Origin of the sequence: Sphingomonas albertensis (assembly GCF_014358075.1) — a bacterium.
GTDB classification, from domain to species: domain Bacteria; phylum Pseudomonadota; class Alphaproteobacteria; order Sphingomonadales; family Sphingomonadaceae; genus Sphingomonas; species Sphingomonas albertensis.
Genome location: NZ_JACONT010000019.1, coordinates 25,370 through 42,856 on the forward strand (window position 1 = coordinate 25,370; position 17,487 = coordinate 42,856).

Genomic DNA, 17,487 nt, shown 5'->3' on the forward strand with positions numbered 1-17,487 from the left:
CCGTGCACAGGGCGAAAGGCGCACGCCTCCGGCCTCCGCGCGACGCGAAGCGATGTCGTCGCTCGGGGTGTTACCCGTCCGTTCGGCGCACCCTGGCCGGACGAAAGACGACCGCGACGGGCAGGTCTCCTGGCTCGCGGGTCAACGCCGTCCGCGCCGCCTTCTCGGGAGTATCCCAATGGCATGAGGCACGATGGCTCGCCGCGTACAGTTGCAGGGGCAGCCGGGTGTTTCCCGTTCCCATTTTCATCCCCCTCCGCGTGAGCGTCGGGGGAACCTGTCGCGGGAGAAGCGATAGGCGGGAGGCTTGGGGGACGCAAGACGGCGATGCGCTGCTGGGCGGTCTCGCCATAAGTTCAACCGCCCGCCCGTCATCCTGACGAAAGTCAGGACCCAGGGTAACAAGCGGCAGCCTTCGTGGCTCTGGGTCCTGACTTTCTTCAGGATGACGGAGCTTTGGGTCAGAAGCGGGACCGACCCAACCGCCGTCTGAAACGCGCTTAGAACTCCACCCCCGCCTGCGCCTTCACGCCCGACCGGAACGGATGCTTCACCTGCGTCATCTCCGTCACCAGATCCGCCACCTCGATCAGCGCGTCCGGCGCGTTCCGCCCGGTCACCACGACGTGCGTCATCTCGGGCTTGGCCGCCAACGCCGCCAGCACCTCGTCGACCGGCAAATAGTCATACCGCAACACGATGTTCAGCTCGTCCGCCACCACCATCGCATAGGACGGATCCGCGATCATCCGCTTCACCTCGTCCCAGGCCTCGCGCGCCACCGCGATGTCGCGCGCGCGATCCTGCGTGTCCCAGGTGAACCCCTCCCCCATCGGCTTGAACTCGCACAGCTCAGGAAACGCATCGAAAATCGCCTTCTCGCCCGTGGCCATCGCGCCCTTGACGAACTGCACGACACCGACTTTCCGCCCATGGCCGATCATCCGCACCGCCATGCCGAACGCGGCGGTCGACTTGCCCTTACCCTTGCCGGTGTGGACGATCACCAGCCCCTTCTCGATCGTCTTGCTCGCGACGATCTTATCGTGGACCTCCTTACGTTTGGCGCTCTTGGCATTCTGCTCGTCGTCGGTCCGCATAATCATGTCCTCTCGTCCTCGCGATGGCGGATCGCGCCGCGCGGCGCTAGAGCGTGCGGCATGCTCCGCATCACCGACCTCAAGCTCCCGCTCAACCACGCCGACGAGGCGCTCCCCGCCGCGATCCGCGATCGCCTGCGGGTAACCCCGCGCGACCTGATCCGCTACACGATTGCCCGCCGAGCGCATGATGCGCGCGACAAGATGGACATCCAGCTCGTCTATTCGGTCGACGTCACGCTGAAGAACGAGGGCACGGTGCTCACGCGCTTCCGCAAGGATCGCCACGTCCAGCGCACGCCTGATACAGGGTACCGCTTCGTCACCAAGGGCGGCGCGAGCTACACCGGCCCGCGCCCCGTGGTCGTCGGCGCAGGGCCGTGCGGGTTGTTCGCCGGCCTGATCCTCGCGCAGATGGGCTTCCGCCCAATCATTCTCGACCGCGGCAAAGTCGTCCGCGAGCGCACCAAGGACACCTGGGGCCTCTGGCGCAAAAGTGTCCTCAACCCCGAATCCAACGTTCAGTTCGGCGAGGGCGGCGCCGGCACCTTCTCCGACGGCAAGCTCTGGAGCCAGATCAAGGACCCGCGTCATCTCGGCCGCAAGGTCCTGACCGAGTTCGTGAAAGCCGGTGCGCCGCCCGAAATCCTGACCGAAGCACACCCGCATATCGGCACCTTCCGCCTCGTCACGATGGTCGAGAGCATGCGCGAGACGATCGAGGCGCTTGGTGGCGAATACCGCTTCTCGACCCGCGTCGACGGTCTCGACATCGTCGAGGAAGCCGGCACGCGCCAACTCCGCGGTCTCCATCTCAGTACCGGCGACTATCTCGAAGCCAACCACGTCGTCTTCGCGGTCGGCCACAGCGCGCGCGACACGTTCGAGATGCTGCATGCGAAGGGCGTATACGTCGAGGCCAAGCCCTTCTCGATCGGCGTCCGCATCGAGCATCCGCAATCGTGGATCGACGAGGCGCGGTTCGGCCCCTGCGCAGGCCACCCCGATCTCGGAGCCGCGGCGTACAGCCTGTCGCATCACTGCAAAAACGGGCGGACGGTATACAGCTTCTGCATGTGCCCCGGCGGTACCGTCGTCGCAGCGACCTCCGAAGAAGGTCGTGTCGCCACGAACGGCATGAGCCAATATTCGCGCAACGAACGCAATGCGAACTCGGGGATCGTCATCGGCATCGACCCCGAGCGCGACTATCCCGGCCATCCGCTTGCGGGGATCGAGTTGCAACGCCAATGGGAATCGCGCGCCTATGTCGCCGGCGGCTCGAACTACAAGGCGCCCGCGCAACGTATCGGCGACCTGCTCGCGGGCCGCGCCTCGACCGCGCTCGGCTCGGTGATCCCGTCGTACAAGCCCGGCGTGCACATGACGGATTTGTCCGAATGCCTACCCGAGTTTGCGATCACCGCACTGCGCGAGGCGCTGCCCGCGTTCGGCCGCGAGATCCCCGGTTACGATCATCCCGACGCCGTGCTGACCGGGGTGGAGACGCGCACCTCGTCCCCAGTGAGGATTACGCGCGGCGACGATTTCGTCAGTCTCAACACCGCCGGCCTGTTCCCGGCGGGCGAAGGCGCTGGCTATGCGGGCGGAATTCTCTCGGCAGCGGTCGACGGCATCAAGGTCGCGGAAGCGGTCGCGTTGAGCTTGATGGCCTGACGCCCGCAACGAATTTCATCACCGCCCCGGTGATCCATGTACCACCCCCGGCGAAGGCCGGGGCCCAATTGGGGGACATCAATTGGGAGACTACTCTAGGTTACCGCAACCTCTCCAATTGGGGCCCCGGCCTTCGCCGGGGTAATTATCGTGTTCGAACGGGAAGGCCGCAGAACCGTCCCGGAAGACGAATACATCACTTCGTCCGGTCAGGCCTCGTCTTGATCAGCCAGGCCCGCGGCAACCCCGTCGGCTTCGCCACCCCGTCCAAACGTCGCGCGCTGACCAGCGTGACGCGCTTCAGGATCATCTGGTCCTTGAACGCGTCCATTCCACCGCCGGTCGGCTTGGCAAGGATGCGTTTCACCACGTTCATCCCCCCGACGACGTGCCCGAACGCCGCATAGCCCGGGTAGCCCGCGCGTGCGTCCATCGCCGGCGCCGGGCCGATGGTGATGAAGAAATTGCCGCCCGCCGACGCCGGAGTCATCCCGCGGGCCATCGAGATCGTCGCGTCGAGATGCTTGATCCCGGTCATCGCGGTCGTCTCGAGCGGGAACGGCGGCAGGATGCGGCGGGCATCGGTGCGGATCCCCCCCTGGATAAAGCCAAGCTTCGGCGACCATTTCTGACGGCTCGCGCGGTAGAAGTCGGTCCCGTCGAAGCGCCCGTCATCGACATAGGCCAGGAAATTCGCGGTCGTCTTCGGCGCATGGCGGGTGTCGAGCGCCAGCAATATCGGCCCCTCCGAGGTCACGAAGCGGACACGGACGATGCCGGGCTTCGGTCCTGCGCGGTTCGGCTTTTGTGCAGATCCCGCCGTAGCGAGCGCCGCAACGGCCATCAGCCCAATCATCCAATGCCGCATCTTTGGTCACTCACGCCTTTACCGATCGAGGCCGGCTAGCGGTCGGGGTGGGGCGAAGCAAGCGAGGGTGATCAAGGGTGTGGTTGGATCGACGGTCGTTGCGGCGCTGAGCAACACCACCCCGGCGCAGGCCGGGGCCCAATTGGGGCAAAGTATCGCCCGCCATTACTGCGGCCTTGCCGATTGGGCCCCGGCCTCCGCCGGGGTGGTGGTACACGCGTATAAACCGACGCAAACAAAGCCTACCGTCGTCAAACATACCGCGGGATAGGCCCCCATTGCGGCGTCTGGTCGGGCAGGTCGACCATCGTCTCGTCGACGAAACACCAGCCCCATCCCTCGGGCGGATCATAGCCCTCGATGATCGGATGGTGCGTCGCCCGGTAGTGCGCGGTCGCGTGGCGGTGCGGGGAATCGTCGCAGCACCCGACATGCCCGCATGCCCGGCACAACCGCAGATGCACCCATTCGCTGCCGATCCGCAGGCAGTCCTCGCACCCCTTGGCGCTTGGTGTGACCGACCGGATCGTGTCCCTGTGCGTACAGCCGTCACTCATGACGCCGCCCGTTCAGCCATGTCCGCCAGAGCGACATGGACCTGCGCAACCACCGCCGCCCCCTCGCCGACCGCCGCCGCCACTCGCTTGGTCGAACCTGCGCGCACGTCACCGATCGCGAACACGCGCGCCCGGCTCGTCTGCAGCGCGAGGGTGGCTTTGCCGGTGACGATGAAACCCTTGCCGTCGGTGTCGACGCAGCCTTGCAGCCAGCCGGCATTGGGATCGGCACCGATGAACAGGAAAAGATGCCGCATCGCGCATTGTTTGGTCGAGCCGTCTGGTTGGCGGAACGTCGCCCCGCTCAGCCCGGTCGCGCGGTCGCCTTCCAACCCGACGATCTCCGTGCCGACATGCAGGGTGACGTTGGGCAGCGCCGCGATCCGGTCGATCAGGTATTTCGACATCGTCGCCGCCAGCGGCCGTCGCACGATCAGGTGCAGATGCTTCACGCGGGGCGCCAGGAAAACCACCGCCTGCCCCGCCGAATTGCCACCGCCGACCAGCGCCACCTCCTCGCCCTCGCACAACCGCGCCTCGATCGGTGACGCCCAATAGGACACGCCTGCGCCTTCGAACATTGCGAGATCGGGGATATCGGGTCGGCGATAGCGCGCACCCGACGCGACGATCACGGTCCGCGACCGGACCCGCTTGTCATCCGGCAACGCGAGAACCAGCGGATCGTCCGCCGGCCGCGCGTCATCGCAGTCGAGCCGTGCGACCTCCAGCGGCACCGCGATCTCCGCCCCGAACTTCAACGCCTGGTTGAACGCACGGCCCGCCAGCGCCTGCCCGGATATACCGGTCGGAAACCCCAGGTAATTCTCGATCCGCGCGGACGCCCCAGCCTGTCCCCCGATCGCGCGCTCGTCGAGCACGACGACCGACAGCCCTTCGGACGCGGCATACACCGCCGCCGCCAGTCCCGCCGGTCCCGCCCCGACGATCGCGACGTCGTACACGATTGCCGGATCGAGATCGGGCGTGATCCCGAGGCATGCCGCAACCTCGACGTCGGTCGGTCGCTTGAGCACCGTTCCGTTCGGACACACGACCAGCGGCAGATCGGCGCGCAACACGCCGATCCGCTCGACCAGCGCGCGCCCTTCCTCGTCCGACGCGGCGTCGAGCACGATGTTGGGATAGCCCGACCGCGTGAGGAACCCTTGCAACCGGACGATATCCGCACTGCCCGGAACGCCGACGATCACCGTCCCGCCGCTGCCCTGTTCGATCAGCCCGACACGGCGCAGGATCAAGGCGCGCATCACGACCTCGCCGACGTCGGCAGAGCCGACCATCAGCGCGCGCAGATGGGCTGGATCGAACGGCAGCGCGGTGCAGCCATTGCTGCCGGCGCGGCCACCCGCGATCGACGGGCGTCCCGCGAGCTGGTTCACTTCACCGGTGATCTGACCGACGCCATGTGAGGTGATCGGGGTTTCGTGCGTCAGCCCGTCGCGGCGTATGACCTCGATCGATCCTGCCAGCACCAGCCATGCCGGCGCCCCCAGCTCACCGATCGCATAGACGTGTTCGTCCGCCGCGAACGTCCGAGCCGGACCGCTCGCGAACCGCTTGGCCGTCTCGATCTGCTCGGCGTCGAGCACCGGAAACATCTGATGCTCGCGCGAGGCGACGCTGTCGCTCGGGGTCATCGCGGCGCCACCGGTTCGAGGCCGAGCAACAGCGTCGGGATCAGTTCGGACACGGTCGGATGGATCGGCACCGCCCAGCGGAGCGCCGACACCGGCTGATCCGCGTTCATCATGTCGAGTATCCCATGGATCGCTTCATCGCCGCCAGTGCCGAGAATTGCCGCGCCCAGGATCCGCTGTGTCTCCGCATCCGCGACGATCTTCATGAACCCCCTGGTTTCGCCCTTCTCGATCGCGCGTCCGACCCGCGTCATCGGCCGCGTCGAGACGAGGATCGGTCGCCCGCTCTCCTCCGCCTGCGTCTCGGTCATCCCGACCCGGCCGAGTGGGGGATCGATGTAGAGCGCGTAGCCGAGCAGCCGCTGGCCCAGCGTCCGATCGTCACCGTCGAGCAGGTTCGCAGCGACGATCTCGAAGTCGTTATACGCGGTATGCGTGAACGCGCCGCGTCCGTTGCAGTCGCCCAGCGCCCATATTCCCGGCACGTTGGTCTGAAGCAGATCGTCGACGATCACATACCCCTTCGCGTCGGTCGCGATCCCGGCGAGGTCGAGGCCGAGATCGTCGGTGTTCGGTCGCCGACCGACCGCGAGCAGCACGTGACTGCCGACCACCACCGGTTCGCCCGCCGAGCAATCGACCGATACCGCGACGCCGCCGTCGTGCGCCGCGAACGCGATGCAGTTCGCCCCGGTGCGCACCGTGACGCCCTCGTCCTCCAGGATCGCGCGGACCGCGTCGGAGACGTCGGCATCCTCGTGCGCGATCAGCCGCTCGCTGCGCTCGACCACCGTCACCGCCGCGCCGAACCGGCGATACATCTGCGCGAATTCCAACCCGATATAGCTCCCGCCGACGATGACGAGATGCTCGGGCACCGTGTCCAGCGCGACCATGTCGGTATTGTCGAGATGCGACACGTCGCCGACGCCGGGCATGTCGGGCACGCTCGCCCGGCCGCCGACGTTGAGGAAAATGCGCGGGGCGGACAGTTCCTCGCCGTCGACCGCGATCGTTCCCGGGCCGGTGAACCGCGCATGCCCCCGCAGCAGGGTAAGCCCCGCCATCCCCTCCAACCACGTCTCGTTCCCGGTCCGCGCGTCCATCACGACTTTTCGCGCCCGCGCCGCTACCGCGGGCATGTCGATCGAAATTTCACCCGTCCGCACGCCGAACTCCGCAGCCCGGCCCGCCAGATGCGCGGCGTACGCGCTGGCGACGAGCGTCTTGGTCGGCATGCAGCCGGTATTGACGCAGGTGCCGCCGACCAGCTTCCGCTCGATCAACGCGACGGTCATTCCGGCCGCGGTCAGTCGTCCGGCGAGTGGTGGCCCGGCCTGCCCCGCGCCGACGATGATCGCATCGAACCGACGCATCAGAGCGACGTCACCACCAGTACCGCACCGAGGATCGCGACCGCATCCTCGATCAGCGCCGCCGGACGATCGTTACCGAACGCCGCCGCCATCCGCGCGCGCACCGCGGCCCCGCCATAGGTACCGATCACCGCGCCCAGCACGCCCAGTCCCAGCCCGAGCAACGGTGCGGCGACCCCGTAGCCGATCGCCGCGCCCGACAGTCCGCCGGTGACGATGCGCGCGGCGACCTGCGACGGTACCTTGCGGCTCGGCGTCGAGGGCAATTGGTCGGTGACGAGTTCGACAGCCGCCAGCAGCGTGAATATCCACGGCGTGAACTGCCACCCGAGGAACGCCAGCCACGTTCCCTGCAACGGCAGCGCACCCCGGCTGGCGGCCCAGGCGACTGCGGCCGGCGCCATCATCGCGCGCAACCCCGCGACAATACCGATGACCAGTGCGAGGAGGAGTCCGTGGACGAGCGGTGGAACGAGCATGGCAGTCTCCGATCCGGTGAGGCCTCGATCGTCCCACGCGCCGCCACCAACGTCAAATCGTTACGCGCCCGATATGGGTCTGAAACGCCGTTCTTCGTCGAGTCTCAGGCGCTCGCGCCGCGTCGGCGCGTTATTTCGCCGCGGTCGCCTCGATCTCGACCAGGAACGCCGGCGCTGCCAGTGCGGCCACCTGCACGGTCGAGCGTGCGACCGTAGTCGGGTTCTCTGCCGTGCCGAAGAACATCTTGAAGGCATCGTTCATGCCGGCAAAGTCCATCTTGCCGCCGAGCTTGGGATCGCCTGCGACGAACACGGTCAGCTTGATGATGTCGCGCATCGCATAGCCCTGCGCCGCCAGGATCGTCTTGATCTTGGTGAACACGCTGATCGTCTGCGTCTTGGTGTCGCCGAAATCGGCGATCGTCAGCTGCGCCGGCAGCGTCTTGCTGGTCGGGTCGATCGGTGCGGCGAGCTGCCCGCTCAGGTACAGCATCTTGGCGCCCGCCGGGACGGTGACCCCCTGGAGGATCAACCCCGGGGGCGTGTTGGCGTGGCGGACGATCGCGGTTTCAGGCGTCTGCGCGCTCGCGACCGATGCACCGGCCAGGGCGGTGAACAGAGCGAGCGATGTAACGAAGGTCTTCGACATGGATATCCTCTCGTGAAGACCGGGCGCCGAAAGGATCCGGCGCCCGGCAGATAATCAGAAACTGACGTTCATGCGCGCATAATAATAGCCGCCGTTGATCCCGTACGGGCTGAACGTCAGCGGCGCGTCGAGCTGGTTGCCGCCGCCGACCAGCGTGTTGTTGGTCGTCCCCGGCACCAGGCCGAGCGTCGGCGGCCGCTTATTGAAGACGTTGTTCGCCCCGATCGACAGTTCGAGGTCGTCGGTCGCCTTGAAGTTCAATTCAACGTCGCCGATGAATGCGGTGCCGATCTTCTGCGTATAGAACGTCCCGCCGTCCGGGCTGTATTTGGACGAACTCTTTCCGTAGACCGTACCCCGCAGCGTCATCGAGAATTTGTCGATCGAGTAGAAGGTCGACCCGATCACCTTCACCCGCGGCGATGCGGTCTCGATATTGGCACGCGCACCGGCATCGAACAGCGAGATGTTGCCCAGCGCTGCGGGGGCCGTGGCGAGCTTGGTGATCTTGGTCTTGTTGTAATTGCCCGACAGCGTCCAGGTCGCCTTGCCGTAATCGCCGAAATCGCTGGCGTAGCTCGCGACGAGGTCGATGCCGCGCGTCCGGGTATCGGCGCCGTTGGTGAAGATGTTGATGCCGGTCTGGCTGACGGTGGGATCGAGGACGTTGCCATTGGCCAGGATCGCCGCCGTGACGATCGGGAAATTGCTCGCCCCGCCCTGCCCGAAGATCGAGCCCGTGCCGAGGATGCGATCCTCGATCTTCACCTGATAGGCATCGATCGTGATCGTCAGCCGCGGAACCGGCCGAATGACCGTGCCGAGGCTGTAGTTGGTCGACTTTTCAGGCTTCAGATTGTCGAAACCGATCAGCTTCGCCGCGGCGGAATTGGCCGGCAGCTGGACGAAGGCCGCGGTCGGCGAGACGTTGGTCGCCGAGTAGAACGACTCCGCCAGCGTCGGCGCGCGGAAGCCGGTCGAGAAGGTGCCACGCAGCGCGAACGCATCCGAGAAGTCGTAGCGCGTCGTGCCCTTGTAGATGAACTTGCTGCCGAAATCGGAATAATGCTCGTAGCGCCCGGCGACGTCGACCTTCAGCCCCTCGATTGGCATCAGCGCGACATCGACATAGGCCGCCTGGGATTCACGCCCGTTGACGCCCGCATCCGAAGGCCGGAAACCGGGATAGGATTGCCCGCCCTCCTTGTAGATGGAGGCGGCATCGCCTGAGGCGATCTCGTACACGTTCTTGCGATATTCGCCGCCGAAGGCGAGGTTGATCGGAGCGGCCATCCCCGCCTCGACCTCATGCGTGAAGTCGGCGTTGGCGGTGAATTCGCTCGATTTGAAGAACCCGTTGTAGAACGTCGTCGGGGTGAAGCCGGTATCCGCGTAGAGCGACGCGTTGGCGGAATCGATCGTGTAGATCTCGTTCTTGTCCTGCCCGAACGTCGTCGACAGGTCGTAATGGAAGCCGCTGACATCGCCGCGCAGGCCGCCGGTAAACGCCATGTCCTCCTCGCGGATCTTCTCGCGCGGCGAGAAGCCGTTGACCGGGCTGTCGCCGTCGGGATCGAAATAGGTCGTCACGCCGCCGACGGTACGCGACACGCGGGTCGGCACGCGGACATTCTCGTAGGCGCTGGCGACCCGGCGCGAATAGGTGCCGAAACTATAGGCCTCGACCCCGCCGAAATCATATGCCGAGTTGTATTGGAGGTTGGTCAGCCGAGACTGCGCATCGCCGCTGATCTTGTTGACGTAAGGGAAGCCCGCCATCCCCGGATACAGGCTTTGCTGGACCGCGGTGATCGACGGCGAGGACGTGCTGGTCAGCAGATTGCCGTTGATGTCGGTGACGCGGCGATCGAGCCCGCCGACCTGCGTGAAGTCGTGATAGCGGTAGAAGCCGGTGACGTTGATGAAGCCGGCATCGCCGAGCCTGGTCGCGAGATGCAGCGTGCCCGCATAGGTGCGCCCGCCGGTGTCGTAATTCTCGCCGGCGGTGACGTAACCGTCGCCGCCCTCCTTGTCGTCTTTGAGGATGATGTTGATGACGCCGGCGATCGCGTCCGAGCCATATTGTGCCGCCGCGCCGTCCTCGAGCACTTCGATCCGCTTGATCGAGGAGGGCGAGATCAGATCGAGATCGGCGGTCGCCGCGCCCTGGTACGGTCCGCCGAGGACGGCGAGGTTCGAGGTGCCATGCCGTCGCTTGCCGTTGATCAGCACCAGCGCGTGGTTCGGGCTCAGCCCGCGCAACCGCGCCGACAGCGTGAGGTTGGCGGTATCGCCCCCAAAGGCCTGCGCGGTGAACGACGGCACGAGTTGTGTCAGGACCTGGTTCAGGTTCGGCTGGCCGACATGGCTCATCAGGTCCGCGTCGAGCACCTTGATCGGTGCGGCGCTTTCGGCGGCGGTGATCCCGGTGGCGCGGGTGCCGGTGACGATGATGTCGTCGCCCGGCGCGCTGGCCTGAGCGGCAACTTCGACGGCTTGGGCATGCGCGGCGACGGTCGACAGGCTTGCAAGTGCTACGGCAAGTGCGCCACGTGAAATGCTGGTAACGGTCTTCATAAGGACTCCCCCCTTATTGATGATCGCCGTTCATGCATCTCTCCCAATCGCACGATGATCTCAGTCATCGTTGCGTGATCGATCATTCCCGCAATCCATGATTGCGAACTATAGCCTCCGATATTGTTGGTGTTCGATATTCGGAGAATTGCGAGGAAACGGATCAGATGCAACCGATTCGACCTCAATCTGAAACCATATTGTCGCAATTTGTGGTATCGTTACTTCAAAGCAACGATTGCGACTTGGTTTCGACGGTCATGCCGCGCGGCTTCGACGTTCGGTGCTCGCCTGTGCCGCCACGCGTTGGGCTAGCGCCATCACTTGGCCATGCGCGGACTGGATACCGCCCTCCTGCCAGCCCGGCGTCTGGCTGAGCGCGGCGGAGGCGAAATAGACGCGCCCATCGGGCTTTTGCAGCAGGCGGAACTCGGGCGTGTCGATATGCCCTTCCTGCCGGCCGTTCGCGCTGCCCGCATTCCAGTCCGGCCAGGGCCCCAGACTGTACGGGATCTTATGCCAGTTGACCGCGAGCCCATTGACCAGATCGGCGCCATGCCCGGGATGCAGCCGGTCGACGACGCCGCGCGCGAACGCGATCTGCTCGGCGATCGGTCGCTTCGCGAACTCCGCAGCGGTCGGGCCCGAGGAATAGCAGCCGAGCAACATGCCCCGCTCCGAATGCAACCCGGCCGAGGGGTACCAGATCAGCGTGGTAGGGCCGCCCACGAACGAGATGCCGCCATAGATCTGTTCGCGTTCCCAGAACCGCGGGCTCTCGAACGCCACCTTGTTCGAGTGATCGTACACCACGCCGGCGATCGTCTTCTTCAGCGCGGGCGAAAAATCGGTGTCGATCGTCGCGAGCACCGGGAACGGGATCGTGCAGATAATGTAATCCGCCTTCACCGTATCGACGACCTCGCTCGCCTTGTCGCGGTACACCACCTCGACGCCGCGCGGGGTGTGGCGGATCTTCGTCACCTCGGCACCGCGGATCGCAGGACGGCGCAGGTTGCGATCGAATCCCGCATGGATCCGGTCCATCCCGCCAACTGGCTCGAACATCGTCGCCTGCATGTAGAGATTGTCTTCGAACAGCGTCATCGGCAGCCGTTCGTTGGCGAGCAACTGGTCGAGCGCCACCGCGCTGCCCGCCGACGAGAAGGTGACGCCCGCCCCCGGCGCGGTCCCGAACCCCGATCGCTCGGTGCCGGCGAAACTATAGTCGGTGCCGAGATCGCCATATGCTTTCAGGAACGGCATCAGTTTCTGCTTGTCCGCGGCGGTCACCGCCTGGTCGAGCGCACCCTGGTTGAGCGCCTTGGCCAACAGCTCGGCGATATGTCCGCGCATGTCGTTGATCGCGGTACGCATCCGGATCTTGCTGCCGTTCTCGCCCATCACATAGGCCGAGCGGCTCGAATTGACCTCGACCTCCAGCGGCACGTCGAACTTCTTGGCGTAGCCGATCAGTCCCTGGTGGAAACTCGGGATCCGCGCCGGCCCGGCGTTGAAATAGATGCCGTCGGAGAATTTGGCGGTCTGTGTCGCCTCGCCTATCATCTCGATCTTGTCGCCGTCGCGCACCGTCCAGGCACGTCCGCCGACCCGGTCGCGCGCTTCCAGCACGGTTACCTGAAACCCTGCCTGTTCGAGTTCGTAGGCGGCGGTCAGTCCGGCGATCCCCGCGCCCAGCACGACGACATGGACGCCCTTACCGAGTGTCGGCGTGAGTGTCGCAAGCGCTTCGGCATACGACGTTCCGATCAATCCCCCCGTCAGTCCCAACGCCTGCATGGCGCCGAGCGTGGCACCCAGCCCGCCGATCAGGCCAAGTCTTCCAAGAATAGTCCGGCGCGTAATTGCTGTATCGCGTGTAATCATCGAGGCCCCCGAATGCGGCAAACCTCCCCAAAGGTTTGCCGAACGTCAGAAACACCGCCGGGTCGAACCGGTCAGCGGCCTCGCAGGATCATCATCCCCTAGTCAGTCACGATGGACGCAGGATAAGGTGCAGAAAAGAACGGATAGTTCCTTTCCGCGCGTCATCTCGACACGTTGCATCTTTTGACTGGCTGATTCGGATTGAACATTGCTTCGCGCTGTAACGCAAATGAAATCTTCGTTGACAGTGGCTGAACCGCGTCGTGCCGTTCCGCCTCCGCGCTTGCAGGAAAGCCCGGCCCTTGAATTTGAACTGACCTCCAGCCAACTCTCGCGGCAGTCGTTTCAGCAAGAGACCTGCCGCATCTTATGACCACCGAAACCACCCCCGCCGCCGAACACGCCGCTCCCGTCACCGAAACGTCCGCGCCCGCAACCCACGCGTTCGAGGCGGACGTCGCGCGGCTGCTGCACATGATGGTGCACTCGGTCTATTCGGATAAGACCGTGTTCCTGCGCGAGTTGATCTCGAATGCGGCCGATGCCTGCGAAAAGCTGCGCTACGAGGCGCTGAGCGCCCCCGAACTGCTCGGGAACGAAACCCGCACGCAGATCGCCATAACGCTCGATCCCGACGCCAAAACGCTGACGATCGAGGACAATGGCATCGGCATGACCGCCGACGACATGGGCGAAGCACTCGGCACGATCGCGCGGTCGGGCACCAAGGCGTTCATGGACCGCATCGCCGCCTCGTCCGGCTCGGAGGGTGCGCAGTTGATCGGCCAGTTCGGTGTCGGTTTCTATTCCGCATTCATGGTCGCTGAGAAGGTGGATGTGATCTCGCGACGTGCCGGGGCAGACACAGCGTCGGTCTGGTCGTCGGACGGCCTCGGTACCTACACGATCGCGCCCGTCGACACCGCCGAGGCGCCGCCGCGCGGCACCCGCGTCGTGCTTCACCTCCTCGAGGACGCGACGTCGTTTACCGACCGCTTCACGGTCGAGCGGCTGATTAAGGACCAGTCGGGCCACGTCCCCGTCCCCATCACCTTGCGCGAAAAGCCCGATGCCGAGCCGGTCGACATCGCCGACGGCGCCGCGCTGTGGACCAAGCCCAAGTCCGAGATCAGCACCGAGGACTATGCCGATTTCTACCGCAGCGTCTCCGGCCAGTTCGACGAGCCAGCACTGACGCTCCACTACCGCGCGGAGGGACTGCACGAATATTCGGTGCTCGCCTATGTCCCGGGCGCCAAGCCGTTCGACCTGTTCGATCCCGACCGCAACGGCCGCATGAAGCTGTACGTGAAGCGGGTCTTCATCACCGACGACGCCGAAGTCCTGCCGCGCTATCTCCGCTTCATGCGCGGGTTGGTCGATTCGTCCGACCTGCCGCTGAACGTCTCGCGCGAGATGATCCAGGAGAGCCCGATGCTCGCCGCGATCCGCAAGGGCGTGACCGGCCGCGTGCTGGCCGAACTCGACAAGCTCGCGACGCGCGATGCCGATGCGTACGCCAAGATCTGGGAGAATTTCGGCGCGGTCTTGAAGGAAGGATTGTACGAGGATTTCGAACGGCGCGACGCGCTGCTCAAGCTCGCGCGCTTCAAGACCACGACCTCGGGCGGCGCCTGGCGCTCGGTCGCGGACTATGTCGCGGCTATGAAGGACAACCAGACGGCGATCTACTATGCGGTCGGCACCGATCTCGACCGCCTCGAAGCCTCGCCGCAGCTCGAAGGGTTCCGCGCTCGCGGGATCGAGGTGCTGCTGCTGCCGGACTCGGTCGACGGGTTCTGGGTGACGGCGGGCATCGATTCCGATGGCAAGCCGTTCAAATCGGTCACGCAGGGCGCCGCCGATCTGAGCCTGATCCCGCTGGTCGACGGTGCCGAAGCGGCGACGGCCGACACCACCCCCGAAGTCGCGGACTTCATCGCGTTCGTGAAGACCACGCTCGCCAACGCCGTATCCGACGTGCGCGCGTCCGAACGCCTCACCGACAGCGCGGTCTGCCTGGTCGCGGCGGATAGCGGCATGGACCGCCAGCTCGAACGCATCCTCGCCATGAGCGGCCAGGCCATGCCCGCCGCCAAGCCGGTGCTGGAAATCAACCCGCGCTCGGCCCTGATCGCCAAGCTCGCCGCGCTCGGCGAGGACGAGACGGCACTGCGCGAGGACGCCGCGCACCTGCTGTTCGACGAAGCGCAGATCGCCGACGGCGAGCGCCCGCTCGACGCCCGCGCCTTCTCCGCCCGCCTCTCGCGCCTGTTCACCCGCGCGCTGGGGTAAGCGTCCTGGACCACGGTTTCGCGGATTTGCGGAACCGTGGTCCAGCGACTAGTCCGCTCCAAAGACTCAGGAGCAGGATATGTCGCCCATTCTAGATCGCCGCCAGATGCTGACCGGTGGCGCGGCCATCGCAGGCCTGTCGCTCGGCGTGACCGCGGCGTTCGCGCAGAACGACCGGATCGAAAGCCTGATCGCGAAGATGACACCGGCCGAGAAAGCCGGCCAGCTCAGCTGCTTCTCCGATCAGATCCGGCCGATCGGCGTGCCGTTCAATCCCGGCCTCGCGACCGGCGGTGCGGCCGAGCAGATCGCGCGGATCAAGACTGGGCAGATCGGCATGCTGTTCAACGGCGTCGGCTACGCAGGCGCCAAGGCCGCGCAGGATGCGGCGATGGCCACCCGGCTAAAGATCCCGCTGATCTTCGCGGGTGACGTCATCCACGGCCTGCGCACGGCATACCCGCTGCCGATCGCCGAAGCCTGCGCGTTCGATCCCGACCTCGCGATGCGCACCGCGCGCGCCGCGGCGTTGGAAACCACCGCGCTCGGTATCCACTGGACCTTCGCGCCGATGGTCGACGTCGCGCGCGACCAGCGCTGGGGCCGCGTCGCGGAAGGGTCGGGGGAAGATCCGTATCTCGGCATTCAGCTGGCGAAAGCGCGCGTCCGCGGTTTCCAGGGCGACGACCTGCGCGATCCGACGCGCATGGCCGCGTGCGCCAAGCATTTCGCGGCCTATGGCGCAGTCTTGGGCGGGCAGGATTACAATTTCACCGAGATTTCACCCGCCACGCTGCACGAAGTCCATCTCGCGCCGTTCAAGGCCGCGGTCGACGCAGGGGTCGCGACGTTGATGAGCGCGTTCAACGACATCGACGGCGTTCCTTCCAGCGGAAATCACTGGCTGATGACCGATCTCCTGCGCGGCGAATGGCGGTTCCGCGGGATGGTCGTGGGCGACTATACCGCGGACGAGGAACTGATCGCGCATGGCTATGCCAAGGACGGTCGCGACGCCGCGAAGAAGGCGTTCATGGCGGGCATGGACATGGCCATGCAGTCGAACTTGTTCAATCTGTGGCTGCCCGACCTCGTAGAGAAGGGCGAGGTCCCGCTCGCGCGACTGGATGAAGGCGTCCGCCGCGTGCTGCATCTGAAGGACGCGATCGGGCTGTTCGACAACCCCTATCGCTCGATCAGCCAGAAGGCGGAACGCACCAGCGTCTCGACACCCGCGATGCTGAAGCTCAGCCGCGAGGCCGGTGCGCGTTCGATCGTGTTGCTGAAGAACGACGGCAACCTGCTGCCTTTGAAGAAGAACCCCGGCCGGATCGCGCTGATCGGTCCGTTCGCCGAGGACCGCAAGAACGTCGTCGGCACCTGGGCGTTCATGGCCGACGAGAAGCTCAACGTCTCGATCGCGCAAGGGCTGCGTGCGCGTGGGCTGACCGTCACGACGGCGCCGGGGTCGGAGATCGAAGCCCCCCTGCCCGGCGGGATCGCCGCCGCCGTCGCCGCTGCGCAAAGCGCGGACATCGTCCTGCTCGCGGTCGGTGAATCGCAACTCATGTCGGGCGAGGCGCAGTCCCGCAGCGAGATCACCATCCCCGCCCCGCAGATGGCGCTCGCCGAAGCCGTCGCGGCGACGGGCAAACCGATCGTCGTCCTGCTCCGCCACGGCCGTGCGCTGGCGCTCCACGGCGCCGTCAAGAATGCACCCGCGATCGTCGCAACGTGGTTCCTCGGGTCCGAAAGCGGCAACGCGATCGCCGACGTCCTGTTCGGCGACGTCAATCCGTCCGCCAAGCTGTCCGCCAGTTTCCCCAACGAAAGCGGCCAGGAACCCTATTTCTACAACCACAAGAACACCGGCCGCCCGGCACCGGATACCGGCAGCCAGGAATACAAGTCGCGCTACCGCGAGACCAAGAACGAGGCGCTTTACCCGTTCGGTCACGGCCTGAGCTATACCAGTTTCGCGGTTTCCAACGTCGTCGTGCCGGCGCGGATGACCGACACGCTCTCCCTCACCGCCACCGTCACCAACACCGGTGCGCGAGCCGGCGACGAAGTGGTCCAACTCTACATTCACGACCGCGTCGCCAGCCGGACCCGCCCGGTTCGCGAACTCAAGGGCTTCGCGCGCGTCTCGCTGGCGCCCGGCGCATCGAAGCGCGTGACGTTGACCCTGAAGCGCGAAGACCTCCGCTTTTGGGGCGACGGCGATTGGGTCGTAGAGCCGGGGATGTTCGATCTCTGGGTCGCGACCAGTTCGATCGATGGCGAGAAACAAAGCTTCGAACTGGTGTGACGCCTGTTCTGCCGCGAAGGCGGGAAGCCAGTCCGGGTCCCGTCTTCGCG

Annotated in this window: 12 protein-coding genes and 1 riboswitch; of the genes, 3 read left to right on the forward strand and 9 right to left on the reverse strand. The window is 65.7% G+C overall.

Going from position 1 to position 17,487, the window contains the following annotated elements:
* Nucleotides 1-102: 102 nt before the first annotated feature.
* Nucleotides 103-296: riboswitch (cobalamin riboswitch) on the reverse strand.
* 204 nt (nt 297-500) lie between these two features.
* Nucleotides 501-1,106, reverse strand: a complete 606-nt coding sequence (gene cobO / locus H8S47_RS10140; RefSeq protein ID WP_187503753.1) for a cob(I)yrinic acid a,c-diamide adenosyltransferase — start codon at nt 1,104-1,106, stop codon at nt 501-503.
* Nucleotides 1,107-1,160: 54 nt separating this feature from the next.
* On the opposite strand from cobO, the gene H8S47_RS10145 reads away from it, so the two are divergent.
* A complete protein-coding gene (locus H8S47_RS10145; RefSeq protein WP_187503754.1) occupies nt 1,161-2,777 on the forward strand; it encodes an NAD(P)/FAD-dependent oxidoreductase in 1,617 nt (538 codons plus the stop codon).
* 196 nt (nt 2,778-2,973) lie between these two features.
* Here the strand turns inward: H8S47_RS10145 and H8S47_RS10150 are convergent, their stop codons facing one another.
* The 8 genes from H8S47_RS10150 to H8S47_RS10185 form a co-directional block, all read right to left on the reverse strand.
* Nucleotides 2,974-3,645, reverse strand: coding sequence for a peptidylprolyl isomerase (locus H8S47_RS10150; RefSeq protein WP_235982762.1), 672 nt, complete (start codon nt 3,643-3,645; stop codon nt 2,974-2,976).
* Nucleotides 3,646-3,896: 251 nt separating this feature from the next.
* A complete protein-coding gene (locus H8S47_RS10155) occupies nt 3,897-4,202 on the reverse strand; it encodes a UBP-type zinc finger domain-containing protein (protein WP_187503755.1) in 306 nt (101 codons plus the stop codon).
* Entirely contained in the window at nt 4,199-5,863 is a 1,665-nt protein-coding gene (locus H8S47_RS10160) for an FAD-dependent oxidoreductase (RefSeq protein WP_187503756.1), read from the reverse strand. The genes H8S47_RS10155 and H8S47_RS10160 overlap by 4 nt, the downstream gene beginning before the upstream one ends.
* A complete protein-coding gene (locus H8S47_RS10165; protein ID WP_187503789.1) occupies nt 5,860-7,242 on the reverse strand; it encodes an FAD-containing oxidoreductase in 1,383 nt (460 codons plus the stop codon). Before H8S47_RS10165 ends, H8S47_RS10160 begins: the two co-directional genes overlap by 4 nt.
* A complete protein-coding gene (locus tag H8S47_RS10170) occupies nt 7,239-7,718 on the reverse strand; it encodes a DUF4126 domain-containing protein (protein ID WP_187503757.1) in 480 nt (159 codons plus the stop codon). The genes H8S47_RS10165 and H8S47_RS10170 overlap by 4 nt, the downstream gene beginning before the upstream one ends.
* 130 nt (nt 7,719-7,848) lie before the next feature.
* On the reverse strand, nt 7,849-8,367 hold the full coding sequence (locus H8S47_RS10175; RefSeq protein ID WP_187503758.1) for a RidA family protein: 519 nt from the start codon (nt 8,365-8,367) through the stop codon (nt 7,849-7,851).
* A gap of 54 nt (nt 8,368-8,421) precedes the next feature.
* Nucleotides 8,422-10,944 (reverse strand): TonB-dependent receptor plug domain-containing protein, encoded by a 2,523-nt coding sequence (locus H8S47_RS10180; protein WP_187503759.1) that lies wholly within the window; start codon nt 10,942-10,944, stop codon nt 8,422-8,424.
* A gap of 258 nt (nt 10,945-11,202) precedes the next feature.
* The gene (locus H8S47_RS10185; RefSeq protein WP_187503760.1) at nt 11,203-12,831 is read right to left on the reverse strand and encodes a flavin monoamine oxidase family protein; all 1,629 of its coding nucleotides are present in this window, start codon (nt 12,829-12,831) and stop codon (nt 11,203-11,205) included.
* A gap of 369 nt (nt 12,832-13,200) precedes the next feature.
* Here H8S47_RS10185 and htpG point away from each other — a divergent pair, with 369 nt between their 5' ends.
* Nucleotides 13,201-15,126, forward strand: a complete 1,926-nt coding sequence (gene htpG / locus H8S47_RS10190) for a molecular chaperone HtpG (RefSeq protein WP_187503761.1) — start codon at nt 13,201-13,203, stop codon at nt 15,124-15,126.
* A 79-nt stretch (nt 15,127-15,205) separates the two neighbouring features.
* Nucleotides 15,206-17,437 carry a glycoside hydrolase family 3 N-terminal domain-containing protein gene (locus tag H8S47_RS10195; RefSeq protein ID WP_187503762.1) on the forward strand — a complete coding sequence of 744 codons (2,232 nt, stop codon included), beginning with the start codon at nt 15,206-15,208 and terminating at the stop codon, nt 17,435-17,437.
* The last annotated feature ends 50 nt before the right edge of the window (nt 17,438-17,487 follow it).